Origin of the sequence: Niallia oryzisoli (genome assembly GCF_036670025.1) — a bacterium.
In the GTDB taxonomy this organism is placed as follows: Bacteria; Bacillota; Bacilli; order Bacillales; family Cytobacillaceae; genus Bacillus_BD; species Bacillus_BD oryzisoli.
The window spans coordinates 538,943-560,887 of the sequence record NZ_CP137640.1 but is presented as its reverse complement, the minus strand read 5'-3'; the positions used below and the strand labels follow the sequence as shown (position 1 = coordinate 560,887).

Annotated in this window: 14 protein-coding genes and 3 pseudogenes; 2 read left to right on the top strand and 15 right to left on the bottom strand. The window is 39.6% G+C overall.

Annotation, left to right across the window (positions count from 1 at the left end; translation table 11 throughout):
- The first annotated feature begins 245 nt into the window (after nt 1-245).
- A complete protein-coding gene (gene putP / locus R4Z09_RS02780; RefSeq protein ID WP_338450872.1) occupies nt 246-1,739 on the top strand; it encodes a sodium/proline symporter PutP in 1,494 nt (497 codons plus the stop codon).
- A gap of 170 nt (nt 1,740-1,909) precedes the next feature.
- Here the strand turns inward: putP and gatB are convergent, their stop codons facing one another.
- The 15 genes and pseudogenes from gatB to R4Z09_RS02695 all read right to left on the bottom strand — a co-directional run bounded on the left by gatB (nt 1,910) and on the right by R4Z09_RS02695 (nt 21,487).
- Nucleotides 1,910-3,337 carry an Asp-tRNA(Asn)/Glu-tRNA(Gln) amidotransferase subunit GatB gene (gatB, locus tag R4Z09_RS02775; RefSeq protein WP_338450871.1) on the bottom strand — a complete coding sequence of 476 codons (1,428 nt, stop codon included), beginning with the start codon at nt 3,335-3,337 and terminating at the stop codon, nt 1,910-1,912.
- A 12-nt stretch (nt 3,338-3,349) separates the two neighbouring features.
- Nucleotides 3,350-4,807, bottom strand: coding sequence for an Asp-tRNA(Asn)/Glu-tRNA(Gln) amidotransferase subunit GatA (gene gatA, locus R4Z09_RS02770; protein WP_338450870.1), 1,458 nt, complete (start codon nt 4,805-4,807; stop codon nt 3,350-3,352).
- Nucleotides 4,808-4,821: 14 nt separating this feature from the next.
- Nucleotides 4,822-5,112, bottom strand: a complete 291-nt coding sequence (gene gatC, locus R4Z09_RS02765) for an Asp-tRNA(Asn)/Glu-tRNA(Gln) amidotransferase subunit GatC (protein ID WP_338450869.1) — start codon at nt 5,110-5,112, stop codon at nt 4,822-4,824.
- 130 nt (nt 5,113-5,242) lie between these two features.
- Nucleotides 5,243-5,680, bottom strand: a complete 438-nt coding sequence (locus R4Z09_RS02760; protein ID WP_338450868.1) for a YueI family protein — start codon at nt 5,678-5,680, stop codon at nt 5,243-5,245.
- Between the two features lie 134 nt (nt 5,681-5,814).
- A complete protein-coding gene (aceA, locus tag R4Z09_RS02755) occupies nt 5,815-7,095 on the bottom strand; it encodes an isocitrate lyase (protein WP_338450867.1) in 1,281 nt (426 codons plus the stop codon).
- 171 nt (nt 7,096-7,266) lie between these two features.
- Nucleotides 7,267-8,862 (bottom strand): malate synthase A, encoded by a 1,596-nt coding sequence (gene aceB / locus R4Z09_RS02750; RefSeq protein WP_338450866.1) that lies wholly within the window; start codon nt 8,860-8,862, stop codon nt 7,267-7,269.
- 347 nt (nt 8,863-9,209) lie between these two features.
- A complete protein-coding gene (locus R4Z09_RS02745) occupies nt 9,210-10,379 on the bottom strand; it encodes a CamS family sex pheromone protein (protein ID WP_338450865.1) in 1,170 nt (389 codons plus the stop codon).
- A 12-nt stretch (nt 10,380-10,391) separates the two neighbouring features.
- Nucleotides 10,392-12,398 (bottom strand): NAD-dependent DNA ligase LigA, encoded by a 2,007-nt coding sequence (gene ligA, locus R4Z09_RS02740; RefSeq protein ID WP_338453188.1) that lies wholly within the window; start codon nt 12,396-12,398, stop codon nt 10,392-10,394.
- 32 nt (nt 12,399-12,430) lie between these two features.
- Nucleotides 12,431-13,972 (bottom strand): annotated as a pseudogene (locus R4Z09_RS02735) (3'-5' exonuclease); the annotation flags it as partial.
- Between the two features lie 100 nt (nt 13,973-14,072).
- Nucleotides 14,073-15,939 (bottom strand): annotated as a pseudogene (gene ltrA / locus R4Z09_RS30970) (group II intron reverse transcriptase/maturase).
- Nucleotides 15,940-16,626: 687 nt separating this feature from the next.
- Nucleotides 16,627-17,310: pseudogene (locus R4Z09_RS02715) on the bottom strand (UvrD-helicase domain-containing protein); the annotation flags it as partial.
- 70 nt (nt 17,311-17,380) lie between these two features.
- Nucleotides 17,381-18,070, bottom strand: coding sequence for a heptaprenylglyceryl phosphate synthase (locus R4Z09_RS02710; protein WP_338450863.1), 690 nt, complete (start codon nt 18,068-18,070; stop codon nt 17,381-17,383).
- Nucleotides 18,071-18,211: 141 nt separating this feature from the next.
- Complete coding sequence (locus tag R4Z09_RS02705; RefSeq protein ID WP_338450862.1) at nt 18,212-18,529, bottom strand: YerC/YecD family TrpR-related protein; 318 nt, start codon at nt 18,527-18,529, stop codon at nt 18,212-18,214.
- Nucleotides 18,530-18,637: 108 nt separating this feature from the next.
- Nucleotides 18,638-19,693, bottom strand: coding sequence for a DUF3048 domain-containing protein (locus R4Z09_RS02700; protein ID WP_338450861.1), 1,056 nt, complete (start codon nt 19,691-19,693; stop codon nt 18,638-18,640).
- Nucleotides 19,694-19,744: 51 nt separating this feature from the next.
- Nucleotides 19,745-21,487, bottom strand: coding sequence for an adenine deaminase C-terminal domain-containing protein (locus R4Z09_RS02695; RefSeq protein WP_338450860.1), 1,743 nt, complete (start codon nt 21,485-21,487; stop codon nt 19,745-19,747).
- 138 nt (nt 21,488-21,625) lie between these two features.
- On the opposite strand from R4Z09_RS02695, the gene R4Z09_RS02690 reads away from it, so the two are divergent.
- Complete coding sequence (locus R4Z09_RS02690; RefSeq protein WP_338450859.1) at nt 21,626-21,907, top strand: DUF2892 domain-containing protein; 282 nt, start codon at nt 21,626-21,628, stop codon at nt 21,905-21,907.
- Nucleotides 21,908-21,945 lie beyond the last annotated feature (38 nt).

The following is a 21,945-nucleotide window of genomic DNA, read 5'->3' as shown; positions in this document are numbered from 1 at the left end:
TTCAAAACCTATCACCTTTTCTCAACTATCATATCTATTTTACCCATAATTTTGTCGCCTTTATCAAGGTTTTTGACTTAAAAATGACATAATAAATCTTGAGCATTCTAACAACCTTATAAAAAGTACCAATTATTTTATTATTCTCTATTATGTAGACTTGTACAAAATAACGAATATAACCTATTATAGGAATATGCTAATAAATGATAGTAATATAATGACTAACTAAAGGAGAATTTTTTATGTCTAACGAAACATATCAGCTTATCGCTATTGTATTTTATTTGGTGGCTATGCTGTGGATTGGTTGGTATGCCTACAAAAAAACACAAAACTTAACCGACTATATGCTCGGTGGACGCTCACTTGGACCAGCAGTAACAGCGTTAAGTGCTGGGGCAGCAGATATGAGCGGATGGCTCTTAATGGGCTTGCCTGGTGGAATCTACGTAACAGGGATGGCGGATGCTTGGATTGCGATAGGTCTGACACTTGGTGCCTATGCAAACTGGTTCTTCGTTGCCCCGCGGCTGCGCTCTTATACACAGGTAGCTAATGACTCTATTACTATTCCAAGTTATCTAGAAAATCGTTTTCAAGATACGACAAAGCTGCTTAGGATTGTTTCCGGCCTCGTTATCCTTGTCTTTTTTACCTTTTATGTCTCCTCAGGAATTGTTTCTGGCGGTGTTTTCTTCGAGAGCTCCTTTGATATGAGTTATCATACAGGATTATTGATCGTTGGCGGAGTTACAGTTGCTTATACATTGTTTGGAGGTTTTTTAGCCGTAAGCTATACTGATTTTTTACAAGGACTAATGATGTTAATCGCTCTATTACTCGTTCCTGCTCTTGCCATATTTCAAACTGGAGGGCCCGCAGAAACCATTCACACAATCCAAGAAATAGACCCAACGCATCTTGACCTTTTTAAAGGAACCACCCTCCTGGGTATCGTTTCAGCTGTGGCATGGGGGCTTGGCTATTTCGGGCAGCCACATATCATTGTACGTTTTATGGCGATTACAACCGTAAAAGAAATAAAAAGTGCTCGCAGAATCGGAATGAGCTGGATGATTTTTTCCTTGCTTGGAACTATTTCAACCGCCCTTATTGGTATCGCCTTTTTTGAAAAACATACAGAATATACCTTAAGTAATCCTGAAACTGTATTCCTTACTTTAGGGCAAATCCTATTTCACCCGCTAGTAGCAGGCTTCTTATTAGCAGCCGTTCTCGCTGCAATCATGAGTACCGTATCTTCCCAATTAATCGTTACTTCGAGTGCTCTCGTAGAGGATTTGTATAAAGTATTATTGCGAAAAGATGGAAGTGACCGTGAATATATCTTTTTAGGCAGAATGGCTGTTCTTCTAGTATCTGTGATTGCTGCAATCCTTGCATTCGAACAGGATAATACTATTCTAAATCTAGTAGCGTATGCCTGGGCAGGATTTGGCGGTTCATTTGGTCCTGTCATTATCTTAAGCTTATTCTGGAGAAAGATGACAAATTGGGGCGCACTTGCCGGCATGGTATCTGGAGCTGTTACGGTTATCCTTTGGGCAAACTTAACAAAGGCAGGCATCATTCCATTTCAGTTATATGAAATTGTCCCTGGATTTATCATTAACTTACTCTTCTCCATTGTTGTCAGCTTAATCACTTATAAACATAATGAAAAAATTGAACAGACATTTGATGAAAGTGTTGCTTTTCTTAAGCACGATAAATAATAGCTTAAAGGACGGTCATTGCTGCCGTCCTTTTTTGTCATATCCTATCTTTTCCCGGGAAATTCTCTATCAATTTGTCGGACTTTATTCTATTTTATCTATAAAAAAATGGTAATCGATTCAGTATCAAGCAAAAAAGCTGATGGAATCATTCCATCAGCTTTTACTCATTATCTCTTTTGCAATTCTTCCATCAAAAGCTTATTAACCATTTGTGGATTTGCTTGTCCTTTTGATGCTTTCATAACCTGTCCAACCAGAGAACCAATCGCCTTTGCCTTACCATTTTTAAAGTCTTCAACAGATTTTGGATTCGCATCAATGGCTTCCGTTACCCACTTTAGAAGTGCACCCTCATCAGAAACCTGTACAAGACCTTTTTCTTTTACAACCGTTGCCGCATCGCCGCCATTTTCAATTAGCTCTTTAAAAACAGTCTTCGCGATTTTAGATGAAATCGTGCCATCCTGGATTAATTTAATCATTCCGGCAAGAGATTCCGGCGTTAGAGCCATGTCATGTAATTCCTTTTGCTCCGCATTTAAGTAGGCTGATACATCGCCCATCATCCAGTTAGAGGCAAGCTTTGCATCTGCACCAGCTTGAACAGTCGCTTCAAAGAAATCAGACATTTCTTTCGTCACTGTTAATACAGCCGCATCATAGGCAGGCAATCCCAGTTCTTCCACATAACGCTTTTTGCGTTCATCCGGCAGTTCTGGAATTTCAGCACGAACACGGGCCTTCCAGTCTTCGTCAATATAAATATCCAATAGATCAGGTTCTGGGAAATAACGATAGTCGTCAGAACCTTCTTTTACACGCATTAAAATTGTCGTATTGGTTGCTTCATCATAGCGGCGTGTCTCCTGCTCAATGACACCGCCGGCACGCAATACCTGAGCCTGTCTTTTTTCTTCGTACTCAAGACCTTTACGGACAAAGTTAAAGGAGTTCAAATTCTTTAGCTCCGTTTTTGTGCCAAACTCTTTCTGACCGACCGGACGAAGTGAGATATTGGCATCACAGCGAAGGGAACCTTCTTCCATTTTACAATCAGATACACCAGTATATTGAATGATTGACTTTAATTTTTCCAAGTAAGCATAAGCTTCATTTGGCGTACGAATATCCGGCTCTGATACAATTTCGATTAACGGTGTTCCTTGGCGGTTATAATCACAAAGTGAATAACCAGGACCGTGATTTAATTTACCAGCATCTTCTTCCATATGGATACGGGTAATACCAATTTTCTTTTTATAGCCGTCCACTTCAATTTCAATCCATCCGTGCTCACCAATCGGTTTATCAAATTGTGAGATTTGATAGGCTTTTGGATTATCAGGATAAAAGTAGTTTTTACGGTCAAATTTTGTTTCTGTTGCTACTTGGCAGTTTAATGCCATACAAGCCTTCATTCCATAATCGACTACCTTTTTATTTAAAACAGGCAGCACACCGGGATAGCCAAGTTCGATTACAGATGTATTCGTATTAGGCTCTGCTCCGAATTGGTTTGGGCTTGCTGAAAAAATCTTCGAATCTGTTTTTAATTCAACGTGAACTTCTAGTCCAATTATCGTTTCAAATTCCAATGTTCTCCCCCCTTACAGTGCAGGCTTTTGCTTATGATAATCTGTTGCCTGCTCAAACGCATGGGCAACGCGGTAAACTGTACTTTCATCAAAGTGTTTTCCAATGATCTGCAATCCTAACGGCAAGCCGTTACTAAAGCCGCATGGAACAGAAATCCCTGGCACACCTGCCAGATTTACCGGAATCGTTAAGATATCATTAATATACATGGTTAATGGATCAGAGATCTTTTCACCAATTGTAAATGCAGGTGTTGGTGTCGTTGGTCCAACAATGACATCATATTTTTCAAACACATCTTCAAAATCCTTTTTAATAAGCGTACGGGCTTTCTGTGCCTTTTTATAATAAGCATCATAATAACCGGAGCTTAAAGCAAAGGTACCAAGCATGATTCTACGCTTAACCTCATCGCCAAATCCTTCTGCTCTTGTATTCTTATACAAGTCCATCAATGTTTCAGAGTTTGGTGAGCGGTAACCATAACGGACACCATCAAAGCGAGCCAGGTTAGCAGATGCTTCAGAAGATGAAAGTAAATAATAAGTAGATAAAGCATACTTAGAGTGCGGCAGCGAAACCTCTTCCCAAACAGCACCAAGACTCTCTAACACCTTTAATGAGTCTAATACAGATTGACGTACTTCCTCATCAACGCCCTCACCAAGGTATTCCTTCGGTACGGCAATTTTTAAGCCTTTTACATCTCCCGTTAATGCTTGAACAAAATTCGGTACTTCAACGTTTGCCGAAGTAGAATCCATTGGATCCAGACCTGAAATCGCCTGAAGCAGGTAAGCATTATCTTCAACATTTCTTGTAATCGGACCAATTTGGTCTAATGATGATGCAAATGCTACTAAACCAAATCGGGATACACGGCCATATGTTGGTTTTAGGCCTACTACACCACAGAAAGAAGCTGGCTGTCTAATAGAACCGCCAGTGTCAGATCCTAATGAAAAAGGCACCTCTCCTGCCGCCACAGCTGCAGCTGAACCGCCGGAGGAACCGCCTGGAACCTTTTCTAAATTCCATGGATTATGAGTTTTTTGAAAACCTGAGTTTTCATTGGAAGAACCCATGGCAAATTCATCCATATTTAATTTGCCAATTGTAATCGTTTCTGCTTTATGTAAATGATCAACTACAGTTGCATTATAAATAGGATCAAAGTTTTCAAGTATTTTACTTGCGCAAGTCGTACGTAATTCTTTTGTGACAATATTATCCTTCACGCCGATTGGCATACCAAATAATAAGCCTTTGGATACGTCAGTCCCTATTTTCGCATCTAAATTTTTAGCTGTTTCGCGGGCTCTTTCCTCATCTAACGTTAAAAAAGCCTGTACCTTGTCATCTACTTCTTGAATCCGTTTATATGATTCATCGACAAGATCAGACACTGTAATTTCTTTTTTATGTAACAGCTCATGAAGATCTGATACTTTATGATCAAACAAACTCACAGGGCCTCTCCTCCTTACTCAATAATCGCTGGTACTTTAATCTGTCCGTATTCATGTGCTGGCGCATTTTTTAATACTTCTTCAACCGGCAGCCCAGGCTTCGCAATATCCTCACGCATAACATTTTTCATATCTAACACGTGTGAAGTAGGCTCTACATTTTCAGTATCAAGCTCATTCAGCTGTTCAGCAAAAGTAATAATTGAACCTAATTGCTGGGCAAACTTTTCAGCCTCTTCCTCCGTTATCGCAAGTCTTGCTAAATTCGCCACATGTTTTACTTCATCGATTGTAATTTTTGTCATTATTAGTCACCTCCTACAGGATTCGAACAATCACACAATAATTTGATAATATCAAACTTTAATACGCTAAACAAGAGTGTCAGGTATGCATCTGAAACAATACCTGACACTTTTTTTTATTACAAAAACATTACTCCATTAATTTTTTAAAAAAGGATAATACGCCTTTTTTCTCTTCCTTCTGCTCAGGAACAAACAGTTTTCTTGTCACGAAAATATTCTCTTTATTAACTGCGTCGGAATGGGCTAGAATTAAACCAATATCTGTATTATGCTCCTTGTTCGTCACAATCGTGAACTCAATATGATTTTGATTGGCCTTTTGGATATATTTCGAAAGAAAACTATAATCAATGTGACCATTTAAATAGAGATGTGTTTGCGGATGTTCCTTCATCTCCTTTTCCACATCGCTATATATCTCATCCTCCATCACTTGCGCTTGTGTCAGAGCCACTTCAATTCTTTCTCGTAAAGTTCCTAAATACTTTCTTCTTTCATCCGGGTTTGTTTCCTTTGCACCATGAATGCCTTGCTGAAGATACTCTTCAATATCTGGTTTTGCCATAACGCACCTCCTAAGCTTATAAACTTATTATTATGTATGTATTCTAGTCTCGACTAGTGAATACTATCAGTTTTTCCATCCAAAAAGTAAAAAATCCCCTCTTCCTATAAAAGAGGGGACCTTTATTAATTCCTTTATTTAGAGTTGAATTGCTCTGCTTCCGTTGATCCTTTTAGTGCTGTAGTAGATGACTGTCCGCCTGTGACAACCATTGATACTTGATCGAAATAACCTGTTCCCACTTCTCTTTGATGTCTTGTTGCTGTATAGCCATATTGCTCGCTGCCAAATTCAGCCTGCTGCAGTTCTGAATAGGCTGCCATACCGCGATCACGGTAGCCGCGCGCCAATTCAAACATACTGTGATTCAATGCATGGAAACCTGCAAGTGTAACGAATTGGAATTTATAACCCATTTTTCCAAGTTCCTGTTGAAACTCTGCAATGGTATGCTTATCAAGCTTTTGCTCCCAGTTAAAGGAAGGTGAGCAATTATAAGCTAACGGTTTACCCGGATATCTCTCATGAATCGCAGCAGCAAAACGTCTTGCTTCTTCTAGGTTTGGTTCTGATGTCTCACACCAAACTAAATCTGCATACGGTGCATAGGCTAGCCCGCGGGCGATGGCCTGTTCTAATCCAGCTCTTGTACGGAAAAATCCTTCGGACGTTCTTTCCCCTGTAATGAACGGAGCATCATATGGATCTACATCACTTGTAATTAAATCAGCTGCATTCGCATCCGTACGGGCAACGAGGATCGTTGGAACGCCCATGACATCTGCAGCTAGCCGGGCAGCAATTAAATTTCGTACAGCGGTTTGAGTTGGGAGAAGGACTTTTCCTCCAAGATGGCCGCATTTCTTTTCCGATGAAAGCTGATCTTCAAAGTGGACCCCTGCGGCACCAGCTTCAATCATACTTTTCATAAGTTCAAAACAATTTAACTGACCGCCAAAGCCTGCTTCAGCATCGGCCATGATTGGGGCAAACCAATCAATGGTTCTATCGCCTTCGATATGATGAATTTGATCTGCACGCTGGAGAGCCTGATTAATGCGTTTTACTACATGTGGTACACTGTTTGCCGGATACAAGCTCTGGTCTGGATACATTTGACCGGCGAGATTGGCATCTGCCGCAACCTGCCAGCCGCTTAAATAAATCGCCTTAAGACCTGCCTTAACCTGCTGGACAGCCTGGTTCCCTGTTAATGCACCAAGTGCCGCAACATAGTCCTCTTCATTGATCATTTTCCACAGCTTCTCTGCGCCTCTTCTTGCAAGCGTATGCTCAATATCAAGGGAACCTCTAAGTTTAATCACTTCTTCAGCCGAATATGGTCTTTTAATCCCTTTCCATCTTTCCTCATTTCTCCAGCTTTCTTTTAATTGTTCAATTCGATTTTGTACCATATACAAACATCTCCTTTATCATACAGAATAGATTCAAATTTCACCCCTACGAGAACGGCGAGTAAATTTTTCCATAAACGGATCTATCATTCTATTCGTCAAGATAGAACGATCCAAAGAATGATTTAGTGAAAATATTAACTATATAACGAACAACTAAGTGTAAAAAAACTATTCTAATATTTCATATCCTGGTAAGGTTAGAAAATCAACAAATTCTTCCTTTAGTATTAACCTGTCAAATAATTGTACGGCTTCTGAGAAACGGCCATTTTGATAGGCCTCTGCTCCCATTTCTTGTTTAATAGTCTCGAGCTCTTCTGTTTTTAGCCTTTCATACATCTCCACTGTTACTTTTCTTCCGTCATCTAATACCCCTTTAGGATGACGAATCCACTGCCATACCTGAGCTCTGCTGATTTCAGCGGTTGCTGCATCCTCCATTAAATGATGGAGTGGTGCTGCACCTCTTCCACATAACCAAGAAGCAATATATTGAATACCGACGTTGATATTCATTCGAACCCCGGCCTCGGTGATCGTTCCCTTTGGTACTTCTAATAGATGTCTTGCATTCACTTTAATTGATTGCTGCTTGGAGGAGTTTATTTGATTTGCTTCAGGCATTTCTCTATCGAATACTTCCATTGCTACCGGTACTAAGCCAGGATGTGCTACCCATGTTCCATCATGCCCATCACGTGCTTCTCGTTCCTTATCTGCACGTACCTTAGCAAATGCTTCATCATTCGCTTTTGGATTCCCGCTGACCGGAATTTGCGCCGCCATTCCCCCGATTGCCGGTGCCTTTCTGCGATGACAGGTTTGAATCGTTAATAAGGAATAGGATCGCATAAATGGAACAGTCATCGTAACTTGGGAGCGATCAGGTAAAATGACATGATCTTGATTGCGCAGCTTTTTCAAATAGCTAAAAATATAATCCCATCTGCCGCAATTCAATCCTGCTGAGTGGTCCCTCAGTTCATAAAGAATTTCATCCATTTCAAAGGCTGCCATGATCGTTTCAATTAACACCGTTGCCTTAATCGTACCCTGCGGGATTTTCAGATAATCCTGTGCAAAAACAAAGACGTCGTTCCATAGTCTTGCTTCATGGTGGCTTTCAAGCTTTGGCAGATAAAAGTAAGGTCCAGTTTCCTGCTCTATCAACTGCTTCGCATTATGGAAGAAATATAAACCAAAATCAACAAAGCTTCCGGAAATAGGCTGGCCGTCTAAGAAAATATTTTTTTCCTCTAAATGGAATCCTCTTGGACGCACAAGGAGCACGGCGGTATGTTCCTTTAATTTGTATTCCTTTCCCGCAGGATTATGAAAAGAAATTGTTCTCCTTACTGCATCCCGTAAGTTAATCTGCCCTTCAATAATATTTCTCCAGGTCGGTGCCGTGGCATCCTCACAATCAGCCATGAATACTTTGGCACCGGAATTTAGGGCATTGATAATCATTTTTCGATCCGTTGGTCCGGTAATTTCCACACGTCGGTCTTGAAGATCCTTCGGAAGCGGCCGAATCGTCCAATCTCCACTTCGGATATGAGCAGTTTCAGGCAGGAAATCCGGTAGTTTTCCTTGATCAATTTCTTTTTGCCTTACTTGTCTTTGCTTAAGCAGCTCCTTACGCCGTTTACCAAACCTCTCTTCTAACTGTTCAATAAAACTTAATGCCTCTGGAGTTAAGATCGTCTCATAGCCCTGCAATAACTTTCCGACAATTTGAATACCAACCTTTTGTGTGGACATATTAATAAATCCCCTCCCTGTTATAAAACATTCATCATCCTCTGTACAGTATTATATAACAGAACTTTCGAAAATGTATAACTTTTTTAAATATTTACAAATATACTTTTCGACAAAGTTCCATACTAGAGGAAGCCAATCGCCTCTGATGAACGCTGACTCACTTTTTCCCTGGAAAAGGAAAAGCGCAAGCGCCTGCACAGCCTCAGGCATAGCATAAGACGCGCCTGAATAGAAGGCGTTCTTTGCCTTCAATTCAGGCGTGGCTAGACCCAAGAGGGGCTGGCTGCTTGCGCTAGACAATGAAAAAAGATAGAGAAACGCTTGTCTCTCTATCTTATTACGCTTTATTGATAAATATGAACAAATGGTTCTTTTTGATCGACGTCTTTCACAATCAACGCTTCAGGTCCATTTACGGAGGAGATATTCACTTGAACGGAAATATAATCCGGAAAATGCTCCATTACTTTCCCAGTCACGAACTGTGTAAAGCCAATTCCTTCAGTTTTCCCATAAAATTGAATCGGGATATCAATATTTAAATCCTGTAGGTGACCACCCGCATAAAACGCTCTTCCCACTACGCCGTTAAAGTTTGGAAAGTATTTCTCGACATCCTGTTTAAAGTTAGAGAAGGATGTAGCATCATCTCTGTGCTGCTCCGTTGCTTCACTGGAAGGAAATAAAATGTACTTTTCATCAATTTCCTTCCAGTCCCCTAATTCTGAGCTGCCTTTACCTACATTTGAATAAGTAAAAAAGCTGCCGGGCACTACCGATGTTCTGCTCTCTTGTTGAAACAAAGCGATTGTAATCGGAACCTCTTTAAGTCCATCAATCTTTCGTAATCGTTTAATAACCTCTTCCGCCATTTCCTTCCCTTCACTTTCTAAGGTTTCGTGCGGAATTTTTGTTTCAAACGTTGCCCCATACTGTTCCTTTTGATAGTAGTGTACGGAATTTAGAGCTAGTCCAATGACAACTCCTCCAAGACTAACCTTGCCATTATCCCCTTTTACTAAGTAATCATGCTCTAAAATATGGGCTAAATAAATCGGGCTTTTTTCATTTCTTTCTTCAATACTTCCCTGCTCATCATCAAGCGGGTTCAAGCCAATATTTTCTGACTCCTTCATTTTCCTTGCTTCTAATTGCGCTGGAGTAAACTTACGATTCAACCATAACCCTACCGTTTTTGCCTTTAGGTATTGTCCTTCTTGGAACAAATACTTATCAGGATCAAACGAATTCTGAGCTACTCTCATCAATCCCATTTCAAACTCATTAAGATCATATTTTGAATTCAAATTATTAACGACCAATCCACGTGCTTCTGATGGTTTAAAAGGTAAAATGGTTCGATAATATTCATCAGAAATGTTGTATTTTGGAATAATCGCTTTCTCATCCGATTCCTTGTGATCCTGTACAACCTCCTCCTGCTTTTGGAAGTTTGGTGCACAGCCTGATAATAATAAGACTGAAAAGAGAGCTATACTTAAGACTTTCCTCACGTACAACACCTCTTATTTCGATAATTCTTCAACCAGTCTCTCCTCATTCCATACAGCGATGCCTAAGTCCTCTGCTTTCTTTAGCTTCGAGCCGGCATCTTCACCTGCAATAACCAAATCGGTCTTTTTACTTACACTTCCGGCTACGTTTCCGCCAAGTGCTTCGATTTTTTCTTTTGCTTCATTTCTTGTCATTTCTACTAATTTACCGGTTAACACAATCGTCTTGCCAAAGAAGAATGAATCAGATTGCTCACTTGTCAGCGGTTTTGTACCCGTATATTTCATATTGATACCCAATTCTTTTAACTCTTGAAGGAGCTCTTGGACCTCTTCCTGTTCAAAAAAAGTAACAATAGAATCAGCCATCTTTTCTCCGATTTCATTTATAGCCGTTAATTCTTCCAGAGTTGCTTTTGAAAGACTGTCCATGTCTTCAAACTGCTGTGCTAACGTTTTTGCTGCTTTGGCTCCAACATGGCGGATCCCTAAGCCAAATAAAAGTTTTTCCAAAGAGTTGGATTTTGAAGCTTCCACTGCTGCCAGTAAATTCGTGACAGACTTTTCTCCCATTCGCTCCAACCCAAGCAATTGCTCCCTAGTTAATTTATATAAATCAGCAACATCCTCAATTAATTTTTCAGCAAATAACTGACTGATCACTCTTTCACCAAGGCCGTCAATATTCATTGCATTTCGAGAAACAAAGTGAATTAATCCCTCACGGATTTGGGCCGGACATTTTGGGTTGATACAGCGGAGTGCGACTTCTCCCTCGATACGAACAAGCTCGCTGTTACACTCAGGGCAATGTGTCGGCATGAGAAATTCCTTTTCTTCGCCTGTTCTTCTTTCCGGGAGCACATTCACCACTTCCGGTATGATATCGCCGGCTTTTTTCACTACGACCTGATCCCCAAGCTTAATATCCTTTTCACGAATCAAATCTTCGTTATGCAGCGATGCTCTTTGCACGGTCGTACCAGCAACCTTCACCGGACTTAAAATCGCAGTCGGTGTAATAACCCCGGTCCGGCCAACATTAAGTTCAATATCAAGCAAGGTCGTTACGACTTCCTCGGCCGGAAACTTATAAGCAATTGCCCAGCGCGGGCTTTTTGCAGTGGAACCAAGCTCCTCCTGCTGTGAAAGCGAGTCGACTTTTATAACAATGCCATCGATTTCATAGGGGAGATGAGGACGTTTTTCGCCCCAGCCCTCTATATACTGTAAAACTTCCTCAATATTCGCGCATGTTCTCCGTTCTTTATTGGTCTTAAGTCCAAGCTGATCCAGCCAATCAAGACCCTCACTATGAGCAGTAATTCTCGTACCTTCCAAATTAGCAATCGAATATAAAAAGATATCTAAATTTCGTGATGCCGCAATCTTTGGATCCAGCTGACGTAATGATCCTGCCGCAGCATTTCTTGGGTTGGCAAATGGTTCTTCCCCATTTTCTTCTTTTAACTCATTCAATCTCAGAAAAGAACGCTTCGGCATAAAAGCTTCACCGCGTACTTCCATTGTAATCGGATCTTTAAGCCGAAGCGGAATGGAGCGGATCGTTTTTAAATTTGCTGTAATGTCTTCTCCAACGGTTCCATCACCGCGGGTTGATCCTTGTACGAAAAGACCATTCTCATACTTTAAGGATACCGCTAAACCATCAATCTTCAACTCGCATACATATGAAAATTGATCACCGACAGCCTGGCGTACCTTGCGGTCAAAGTCGCGCAAATCATCTTCATTAAAGGCATTCCCAAGACTTAACATTGGACTGTCGTGCGTCACTTTATTAAACATCTCCAGAACTTGTCCCCCGACACGCTGCGTTGGCGAGTCAGGGGTAATAAGCTCAGGAAATTCTTCTTCAAGCTTCCCCAATTCCTTCAATAATTGATCGTACTCTGCATCTGGGACAGAAGGCTTATCAAGAACATAATATTCGTAATTATATTGATTTAACTGATTACGTAAATCAGTTATCCTTATTTCAGCTGTTTGAAGATCCATATAAGCGTTCATTCCTCCAAACTTAAATAGTCTTATACTTTCTTAATCGGGGCAAATTTGGCCAATAACCGTTTAATACCCGTTGGACTTGGAAAAGCAATATCAAGCTCTATTCCATCTCCGCTGCCTTTCACACTAACGACAGTACCGGTTCCCCATTTTCCATGCTGGGCCTTATCCCCAACCTTCCATTGAACGTCATCTCCGCCTGTATTCGTTACGGCAGACCTCATGACAGCTTTGCGCTGCGATTGAAATCTCGTCCCTCCCGCTCCTGTACTTGGTGAGAATGTCGTTTGCTTTTTAGCCGGCTCCAATCCTTCTAATAATTCCACTGGAATTTCCTTAATAAAACGGGATGGAGGATTCATGTTGGTACGACCAAATAAGGTTCTCATTTTTGCATTTGTAATAAATAACTGCTCTTCTGCCCGAGTTACCCCAACATACATCAACCGACGTTCCTCTTCCATTTCAACTTCTTCCATTAAGGAGCGGCTGTGCGGAAACACACCTTCTTCAAGTCCAATTAAAAACACAACCGGGAATTCCAAACCTTTAGCTGAGTGAAGGGTCATTAACACAACAGCATCACTCTGTTCTCCATCATCATCAAGCTTATCAATATCTGCTACTAAAGCAAGGTCAGTTAAAAAGCCTACTAAGCTTTTATCATCATTACTTTCCTCGAAATTTTTCGTAACAGAAAGGAATTCGTCTATGTTTTCCAATCGGCTTTGGGCCTCGATCGATTTCTCAGCCTCCAGCATTTCACGGTATCCTATTTTCTCTAGTACTTCTTCTACGAGTTCTGTTACTGATAAATACTCCTGCATATTAGTAAAATTGCTAATTAAGTCTCTGAATTGCGCTGCCGCTTTTGTAATTTTAGGGCTTAAACCCATTAATTCAACCGAATCTAGTGCTTGATGAATAGAGATATCATGATTTCCGGCAAAGTTAGCCATTTTATCGAAAGAACTTGAACCAATGCCCCTTTTTGGAACATTGATAATTCTTTGCAGGCTGATATCATCATTCGGGTTTGCAATCAAGCGAAGATACGCAAGAATATCTTTAATTTCCTTACGATCATAGAACTTTGTACCACCTACGATTGTATACTCAATATTCGATTTGAGTAATGCTTCCTCCATTACACGTGACTGCGCATTCGTTCGATAAAGAATTGCGATTTCGGACCATTTACGATTTTCTTTTTGCGCCAGTTCCTTCATTTTACCAACAACAAATTGGGCTTCTCCCTGCTCACTGTCTGCACGATAATAGTGGATTTTATTACCCTCTGGATTATCCGTCCACAGATTCTTTTCTTTCCGGTTCATATTGTTAGCAATCACCTTATTGGCTGCCTGCAAAATATTTTTCGTAGAGCGGTAATTTTGTTCCAGCAAAATCACCCGTGCTCTTGGATAATCCTTTTCAAAGGAAAGGATATTGGCAATATCAGCCCCCCGCCAGCGATATATCGATTGATCAGAATCACCAACAACACATAAATTCTGAAATCTAGAGGCTAGTAACTTAACTAGCAGATATTGGGATTTATTGGATATGGATAGGTAAACCTTTGAAATCATCTCCAGCTTTTCCCCCCATTCACACCGTACGTGCGAGTTTCCCCGCATACGGCGTTCCATCAATCTGTTATCATCAAGCTACTATTTTATCGTTTCCAACCAACTTGCGAAGCTTATTGATTTTATCTAGGGCATCACTATCTAAGTTCAGTTTTTGAAGATATTTCTTAACAGTTGCTTCTTGTGTTGAATGAATCAACCTGTGTACATCTAGCCTTATAAATATAAGGTTTTTGTACTCATCACTTCCACCTTGACTTCTTGGTATTTTGTGATGAACTTCCATATCTCCAATTTCTAAAGGTATCTTTGTTACTCCACATTGTCCAAGCTGTCCAACATAAAGAGAAATTCGATTATCATTGTATTCCATGCTTTGATCAGGTATTGGATGCTTCATAAGGTGATAAATAATTGCTTGATTATAATCCTTTAACTGATCATGTACTTTCTGTCTTCCCAATACAGTATAGAGACAAATATCCTGACTAAAATTTGTTGGATGTTTTGTTCTTATATGATCGATTGGAAAAACATTAATACCGTGTATAAATACCACTTTTCCCGTAAATTTTGGATATAGCTTTTTAAATGTGTTAGACTTAGTACCTTTCTGACTTAGAATGGCTTTAGTTCGGTTGTATAAGGTCTTTCTGACAGAGAAACCAATTTTACTAAAATCAACAGTGATATGTGTCGCATATCGATAATAATTTTGAATACCTACAATCATTGCATTAAGCTTAGATACCTCTTGCGGGCTGTTCTCAACATGTTTAATTTGTTCACGTAATTTTGACACAGCCTTCTTTTTAGCTTTCTCGCTCATATTCGTTTTGGCTACAAATTTTTTCTCTTTCGGTACAGCTTTCATTTTAAATCCAAGAAACTCAGAATGTTTCTTCCGTAAATTAATTACTTTAGATTTTTCAGGACTAATTTCCAATCCTAATCTTTCTTTTAGCCATTTCTTTACGGCTTCAAAAATAATGAAAGCATCCTTATGATTACGGCAAAAGATTTTAAAATCATCTGCATAACGAACAATAAACATTTCCTTTAGTCCAGTCTGCTTTATTGCCCGATATTTTGCGCTTTGATCAAATACTAATCTTTTTCCAATCATTCGTTCCCGATTGTAGTTCTTTTTCGTCTTGAAAGTTTCCCATTGACTGCTGACCCACCAGTCTAACTCGTTTAAAGCAATGTTAGATAGTAATGGTGAAGAATTCCGCCCTGTGGTGTACCTTTATTTGGTACGCCAATACCTTTGATTTCCGCTTTAAGCATTTTGGATAAGACACTTATAATCCTCTTATCCTGAATACCTAATGACCATATCTGTTTTAGCAGCTTCCCATGATTGACATTGTCAAAGTATCCTTTGATGTCAACGTCCACCACATAATGAAGTTTATTTTTATTCACCAGAGTTACTGCCCTTGATAAGGCATGATTTGCGCCCCGATTTGGCCGAAAACCATAACTATGATGATAAAACTTCGCTTCGCAGATAGGTTCAAGAATTTGTTTCACGCATTGTTGAATAATACGATCTTCAATAGTTGGTATTCCTAAAGGTCTCATGGTACCGTTCTGTTTAGGTATTTCTACCCTTCGAACAGAGTGCGGTTTAAAATCAGCCATCCTTGATCTTATATACTTTATAAGAGCTGCAGGATCTTTTTCCCCAATATCAAGAATGGTATTACCATTCGTCCCACTTGTTTTGCTTCCGTGATTCTTTTTGATATTTCGGAAGGCCAACTTAATATTTCTTTCATCAATGATAAGATCATATAACTTTCGAGTGTATAGCCACTTTTGCTTTGAGCGTAAAGTGTATCTAACTCTGCTTGCATATTGTAGTATTCATTATTACGCAATTTTTGTTTCTTCTTTAGCTTTTGGTTGTTATCAGTCAACTGATCACCACCCATTACGGAGGCTTTTGTTTCTCTTAGTCATACTCGAACCTGATAGACGATAAATGTAGTTGCTTTAACAAATTGACTAGTGGCTATCCCTCCATGATGTTTCCATCACTTCAACGGTACTGTGCCACCACTATCACTGACATAAAGATAAGTTATAGCTTCGCCTTTTCTTATCACCGCTTCATCGGTAGGTAAGACCTCCACGTTGTCAGCTTCCCACGTTCCGATGATTTTATCTGTACATACACTTTTAGGTGAATCCTCTAGCCCTGCTAGCTTAGACGTGCCTGTAACACGACAAGGTGTTTCATAAAGACAAATCTTACTCCACCTCACTAGCACCACACATCGTGGTAATACCATTTCTGGTACCTATACCTCTAGAGCCGTACATTCGGATTTTCGTCAGTTGGCTTTTTCGCACCAACATTCTCACCATGATTGTTTTATAGACCCCCGGCTTATCTGCTGCACCTTCCACCTCTGGAAAGCTTTCGTCAACATTACTTGGTACGGCAGCATTCAGCCGACTTCACCGAGCTTATAACCCCAAGATACTTACTCATCTTGACGCTATTCGGAGGATTAGGGAGAGCCTTTCAGGACGTTACTCCTTCATTCGACTCTTCAAATCATCAGTTCTCCTAGCTTTACGCTAGTGGCTAATCTTTTCAATTAGCAACGTGTCGCACTATCCTGATATTCATCAACGTGAATATATTGAAATTTTCTTTGGTAATATTCAAGTACCTCAGGAACCCGTTTGAATAAGTTGATTGTCACCATAATGAGGTCGTCGAAATCTAGGGCTTGGTTTTTACGCAGACGCTTTTGATATTCGGTATAGACATCACTTACAATTTGTTCAATATAGTCACCAACATTCTTTGCAAACGCCTCAGTATCAATCAATTCATTTTTTGCCGAGCTGATTGCACCTAAAATTGCCCGCGCGTCATGCTTTTTCGGGTCGAGGTTTTTATCCTTTAATATCTGCTTAATAACGGAAAGCTGATCTCCGGAATCTAGAATCGAAAAATTCCGGTTATAGCCGATTCGGTCAATATCTCTTCTTAAAATCCTTACACACATGGAGTGAAAGGTCGAAATCCATACCTCATCAGCTGCTCCGCCCATCAATCTATAGATACGTTCCCTCATTTCGCGCGCTGCCTTGTTTGTGAAGGTAATCGCTAAGATGTTATAGGGGTTGATTTGCTTTTCCACCATTAAATAGGCAATTCGATGAGTCAGTACTCTTGTCTTTCCACTTCCTGCTCCTGCCATAATTAATAACGGCCCGTCTGTCGTTTTCACCGCTTCCTGCTGCTGCGGGTTCAGGCCATTTAACAGTTTATCTGTTAAAAAATTCATTTTAAATTTTCACCGCCATCCAAACATATGTTCTTATTTTTATTTTACGCTCCATTCTGTTATTATTCAATCATTTTCCTTTAACTGCTGTAACAGTTTGCAAAGCTTCATCAATATTTTCATACAGACTGTTTCCTACAACGACAACATCAGCAAAAGCAGCCATTTCACTTGCCTGTTCACAGTTAGAAACGCCTCCACCATAAAATAGAAGCGTATTTTCTAATGCATTCTTTACCTCTTTAACCACTTCTAGATCACCATAAGTCCCGCTATATTCTAAATAAAATACAGGCAGATGGAACATCCTCTCAGCCATCATGGCATAGGCGGCAGCATCCTCTTTAGATAATTCAGTATCTGCCTCCGTCAACTGGGCCGCTTTACAGTCCTTATTTAAAATGCAATATCCTAAGAAGGAAAATTCATCCCAATTCATAATTTCTCCGTATTCTTTAATTGCCTGTTGATGGAGACCTGTTATCCATTTAGGGTTACGGCTGTTTAACACAGTCGGGATAAAATAAAGATCAAATCCAGGTGTAATTGTTTCAAGTGAAGAAATTTCCAATACACAAGGAACTGTGTAACGGCGGACTCGAGCCATCAGGTCTAACACATTTTCGAGTGTGACTCCATCGGTGCCGCCAACAATGATAGCATCTGTTCCGGATTCACATATCTTTTCGAGCTGCTCATCTGAAATCGGTTTATTAGGATCAAGTTTAAAAACATGCCTCCATTCACACACATCATACATGCAAACTTCCTCCATTTCATGTTTACATTACATCATTATAGCATTAGAGAAATTAAATGAAAAAAGAAAATAGGCCTTCTATTATACGACATGACAGTCACAAAAAAACCGATGGGTTTTCCATCGGTTTTTTTGTGTGTATTATTCTTCAGCCGCAGCAGGTTGATCCTCTTTTTTGATTCGTTCCAACGCCATTTCATACGCATCGTTACCATAATTTAAACAGCGTTTGACACGGGAGATGGTCGCTGTACTTGCACCTGTTTCCGTTTCGATCGTATGATAGGTTTTGCCTTCTCGAAGCATTCTCGCAACTTCCAAACGCTGCGCCAATGACTGAATTTCATTTACAGTGCAAAGGTCATCAAAAAATCGATAACATTCTTCTAAATCATTCAAAGACAAAACAGCATTAAATAACTGATCTAGTTCTTTTCCTCTTAACTTTTCGATTTGCATTAAGACTACTCCTTTATATTCACTACAAAAATGACTATTTATGATGATTCTCTGTCCTTTTATCCTGATATATGATTAGAAAATGAAAAAGGATATTGGCCGCTCATGTTAATCGAATGATACAAGCTGCTCAAGGCCAGGATCAGCAGGAATAATATTAATCCAGGTTTTTCCCGGTACAAGACCAACTGCCTCACCATTTGCATATGGTAAAATCCTGCCGTCAACATTTCTCCATTCCACTTCTATCTTCTGCCCTTTTTGTAATAGATAAGCTCTTCCGCCACTAGTTAGATCAATGTCACGCAAACCTGCATTGCTGTCAATAATTCTATGATTCATCTCAACAATAAAAACATTATCAACTAATACGGGATCTTCCGTGTCATAATCAACGGTCTGCTCTCCATTTGAAAAACGTTTATATTTCTCCAACTTAGTATCATACTCAAACGATGAACTGAAGGTTTTATCATAGTAGGAAATTGAAAACTTTTCAGCTTTTTCCCCATTTAAACCTTTTACTTCATCCTCAGTTAAAAATACCAGTGATTCAGGAGCTTTATCCATCTCGTAGTTGTTTTGCTCGGCCCCTTTTAAAATGTTCTTAAATGAGATATAAGAATTATGGGGAGCTTGCCGGAAGCTCACTCGTTCAAATAAGGTTCCATCATAGTATAGACCATTTAGATAATCGATATATCCGCTGTCAAGCAATTCTTTAGCACCGGAGCTGTTTCCATGAGAGATATACAGACTATCGTATCCTCTAGCTAACTCGATATAGTATTCACGTGCACTTCTAACAGAACCAATGAGGTCAGGGTGTTCACTTTGGAAAATGGCAAGAAATCTTGTCACATTCCCCTCTGCCAGAATTTCATAAACGATATCCGCTTTAGATAATCCTGACTGTGGTCTGGATTTCGGATGATTATTGATCATAACAGCAACCGCTCTTCCATCAACTTCCTCAGAGCTTCCTATTCCCGTTAATGGAAAATGAAAAGGAAGTTCACTATTTTGCTGTGCTCCTTCATCATTAACCTCTTCCTGATTCTGCTCTGACACTTCTCCATTCTCTTTTACAACCTTTTCTTTCGGGCTGCAGCCAGCTAGAATGAAGAAGGTAGCAGCTGTAATGACTAACCACTTATTCCACATATAGAACACACCTCATTCATTGTTCTATTTTACACATTATCCTTTTATATTTTAACGCATTATAGTTGGAAAGAGTACCATTTTCTTTTTGACTTCGTACATCCCTACTGGAGTAATCCGGATATATGGCAAATGGGTAGCTGAGAAAAATAACAAGGTCTGAAAAGGATCGGCATATCGATAGCCCTTTTCTTGCATATAGGAAACAAAATCCTTTTGCTCGTCAATTAGCTCTTCGACAGGCTTTTTAGATACCAGCCCTCTTAATGTCAGGGAAATTTCTTTTACAATTTCACCATCTTCAGCCATCACAATTCCGCCGCCAATTTCCTTCATGCGTTCAAAAGCTTTAAGCATATCATGTTTATCCTTCCCGATTAAGACAATATCCCCCGTATGAGTAAAACTGCTTGCTAATCCGGAAAGATTTTCGGCAAAGCCTTTTATAATCGTATTGATTCTCCATTTGCCGTACCGATCAACAAACATAAAGAAGCATTCATCCTTACTATTTAATTGATCACCAGATACATCAATGGAAAGTGAATAAGGCTTCGTAATAACTGCATTTTCCATTACAATCCCGACAGGCATGGAGAACTGCAGATCTTCTAACGATAGTTCCCAATCAATTTGTAATGGATGCATATCAAATTCATCAGCAGATGATAGCTTATAACCATCCCTATTAATTACTCCATCACGTTTAACCCATTTCCCTTTTGCTAAAACTGATACAGGAGTAGGATTGTGTTCATCTGTTAAAAAGTTAATATTAGCAATCCGGCCTGTAGCGATATTCCCATGTAAATACTCGATGTTATAGTGTCTTGCTACATTGATTGTCGCCATATTATAAGCGTCAATCACGGGAACCCCTTTTTCGATCGCAATTTTAATCATATTGTCAATGATTCCCTGTTCATAAAACTCTGCTGAAGAACCATCTGTTGTTAGTATAAATTTATCATACCTATCAATGCCAAGTTCATGGATTTCATCTAATAGATTCGACAGATCAGGACGAATGCTAGAATATCTTAATGGGACTGTATATCCCTGCATGAGCCTGTTATACACTTCTTCTCCATTAATGGCCTCATGATCACTATCAGCACCTAACAGAGTCATTTTTGCCAGCGTTTTTTCAGAAGCTCCTGGAAAATGCCCTTCAATTTTCTTTCTCATTCTTTTGGCTTCCTGAATCCAATGAAGCATCATATCATCGCCATCAAGCAGCTTAGGCCAGCCTGTTAGTTCTCCTCCCTGCAGGACTGCATCATGTTCCAGCCAAGACTTTACGTGACTATGGGAAAAAGTAACTTCTTCATCCTTTATTTCCGTTTCAGAATCAAAACGGCTCCACCAATACATAGTGGAAGGAATTTGCCTCATTTCCCTCAAAAAAGAAAACGCTTTCTTTTTATCAAGATGTAAAAATAACCAAAGATTATCATTGATCATCGTTGTTGTTCCAAATTGGGATGCATATGCAGCCAGTGATAGGGGATTATATAAACGAAATGGATGTGCATGTGGTTCAATATAGCCTGGAACAAGTGTTAGATTTGTACAATCAACCACTTCACAGCCGCTCATGTTTTGCGGCAAATTGTTTCCAACATAAACAATTCGATCATCATAGATCCAAATGTTGGCCGTTATCCATTTCTGAAATATTTGGTTTAAATAACGAGCATTTTTTAATAGCATGGTCGGGGCTAGTTTACCATCTATGACTGCAACATGTTCTCGTAAATGTTTATTTTTCCATCGGTAGCGTTGTTCAAGCATGTTACGCCCCTCCTTTAATTAATAAATTGTAAACCCTTACATGGTGTTTAATATCAATAGTAACATATTTCACGATTTAGCGCACTAAAGTTTTGCTTAAAATATTTGTAAAATTTATGTTTAGAAAGGGTTGATGACATGATAAAAGTAGAAAAGAATATCGGGATTCTAAATGCATTGATTAGAATTACAATTGGTCTCTCTCTTTTATCTTGGTGTACAGCAAAGCTTTCTAAAAGACCTTACTGCAACTCCTATTTATTGATGTCAATATGCGGTGCAATGAAAGTGGCTGAAGGGATTGTTCGCTATTGTCCAATAACAGCGCTTATTCAGAACGGACAGGGTTCTAACCTGTTTCAGAAGGAATCGGATTATACTGAAGCAAGAGAATCTTTTGATGAAACAGTACCATCATGAAGCAGATTTATTCGTATAAAAATAGAAAGGATGGTTAG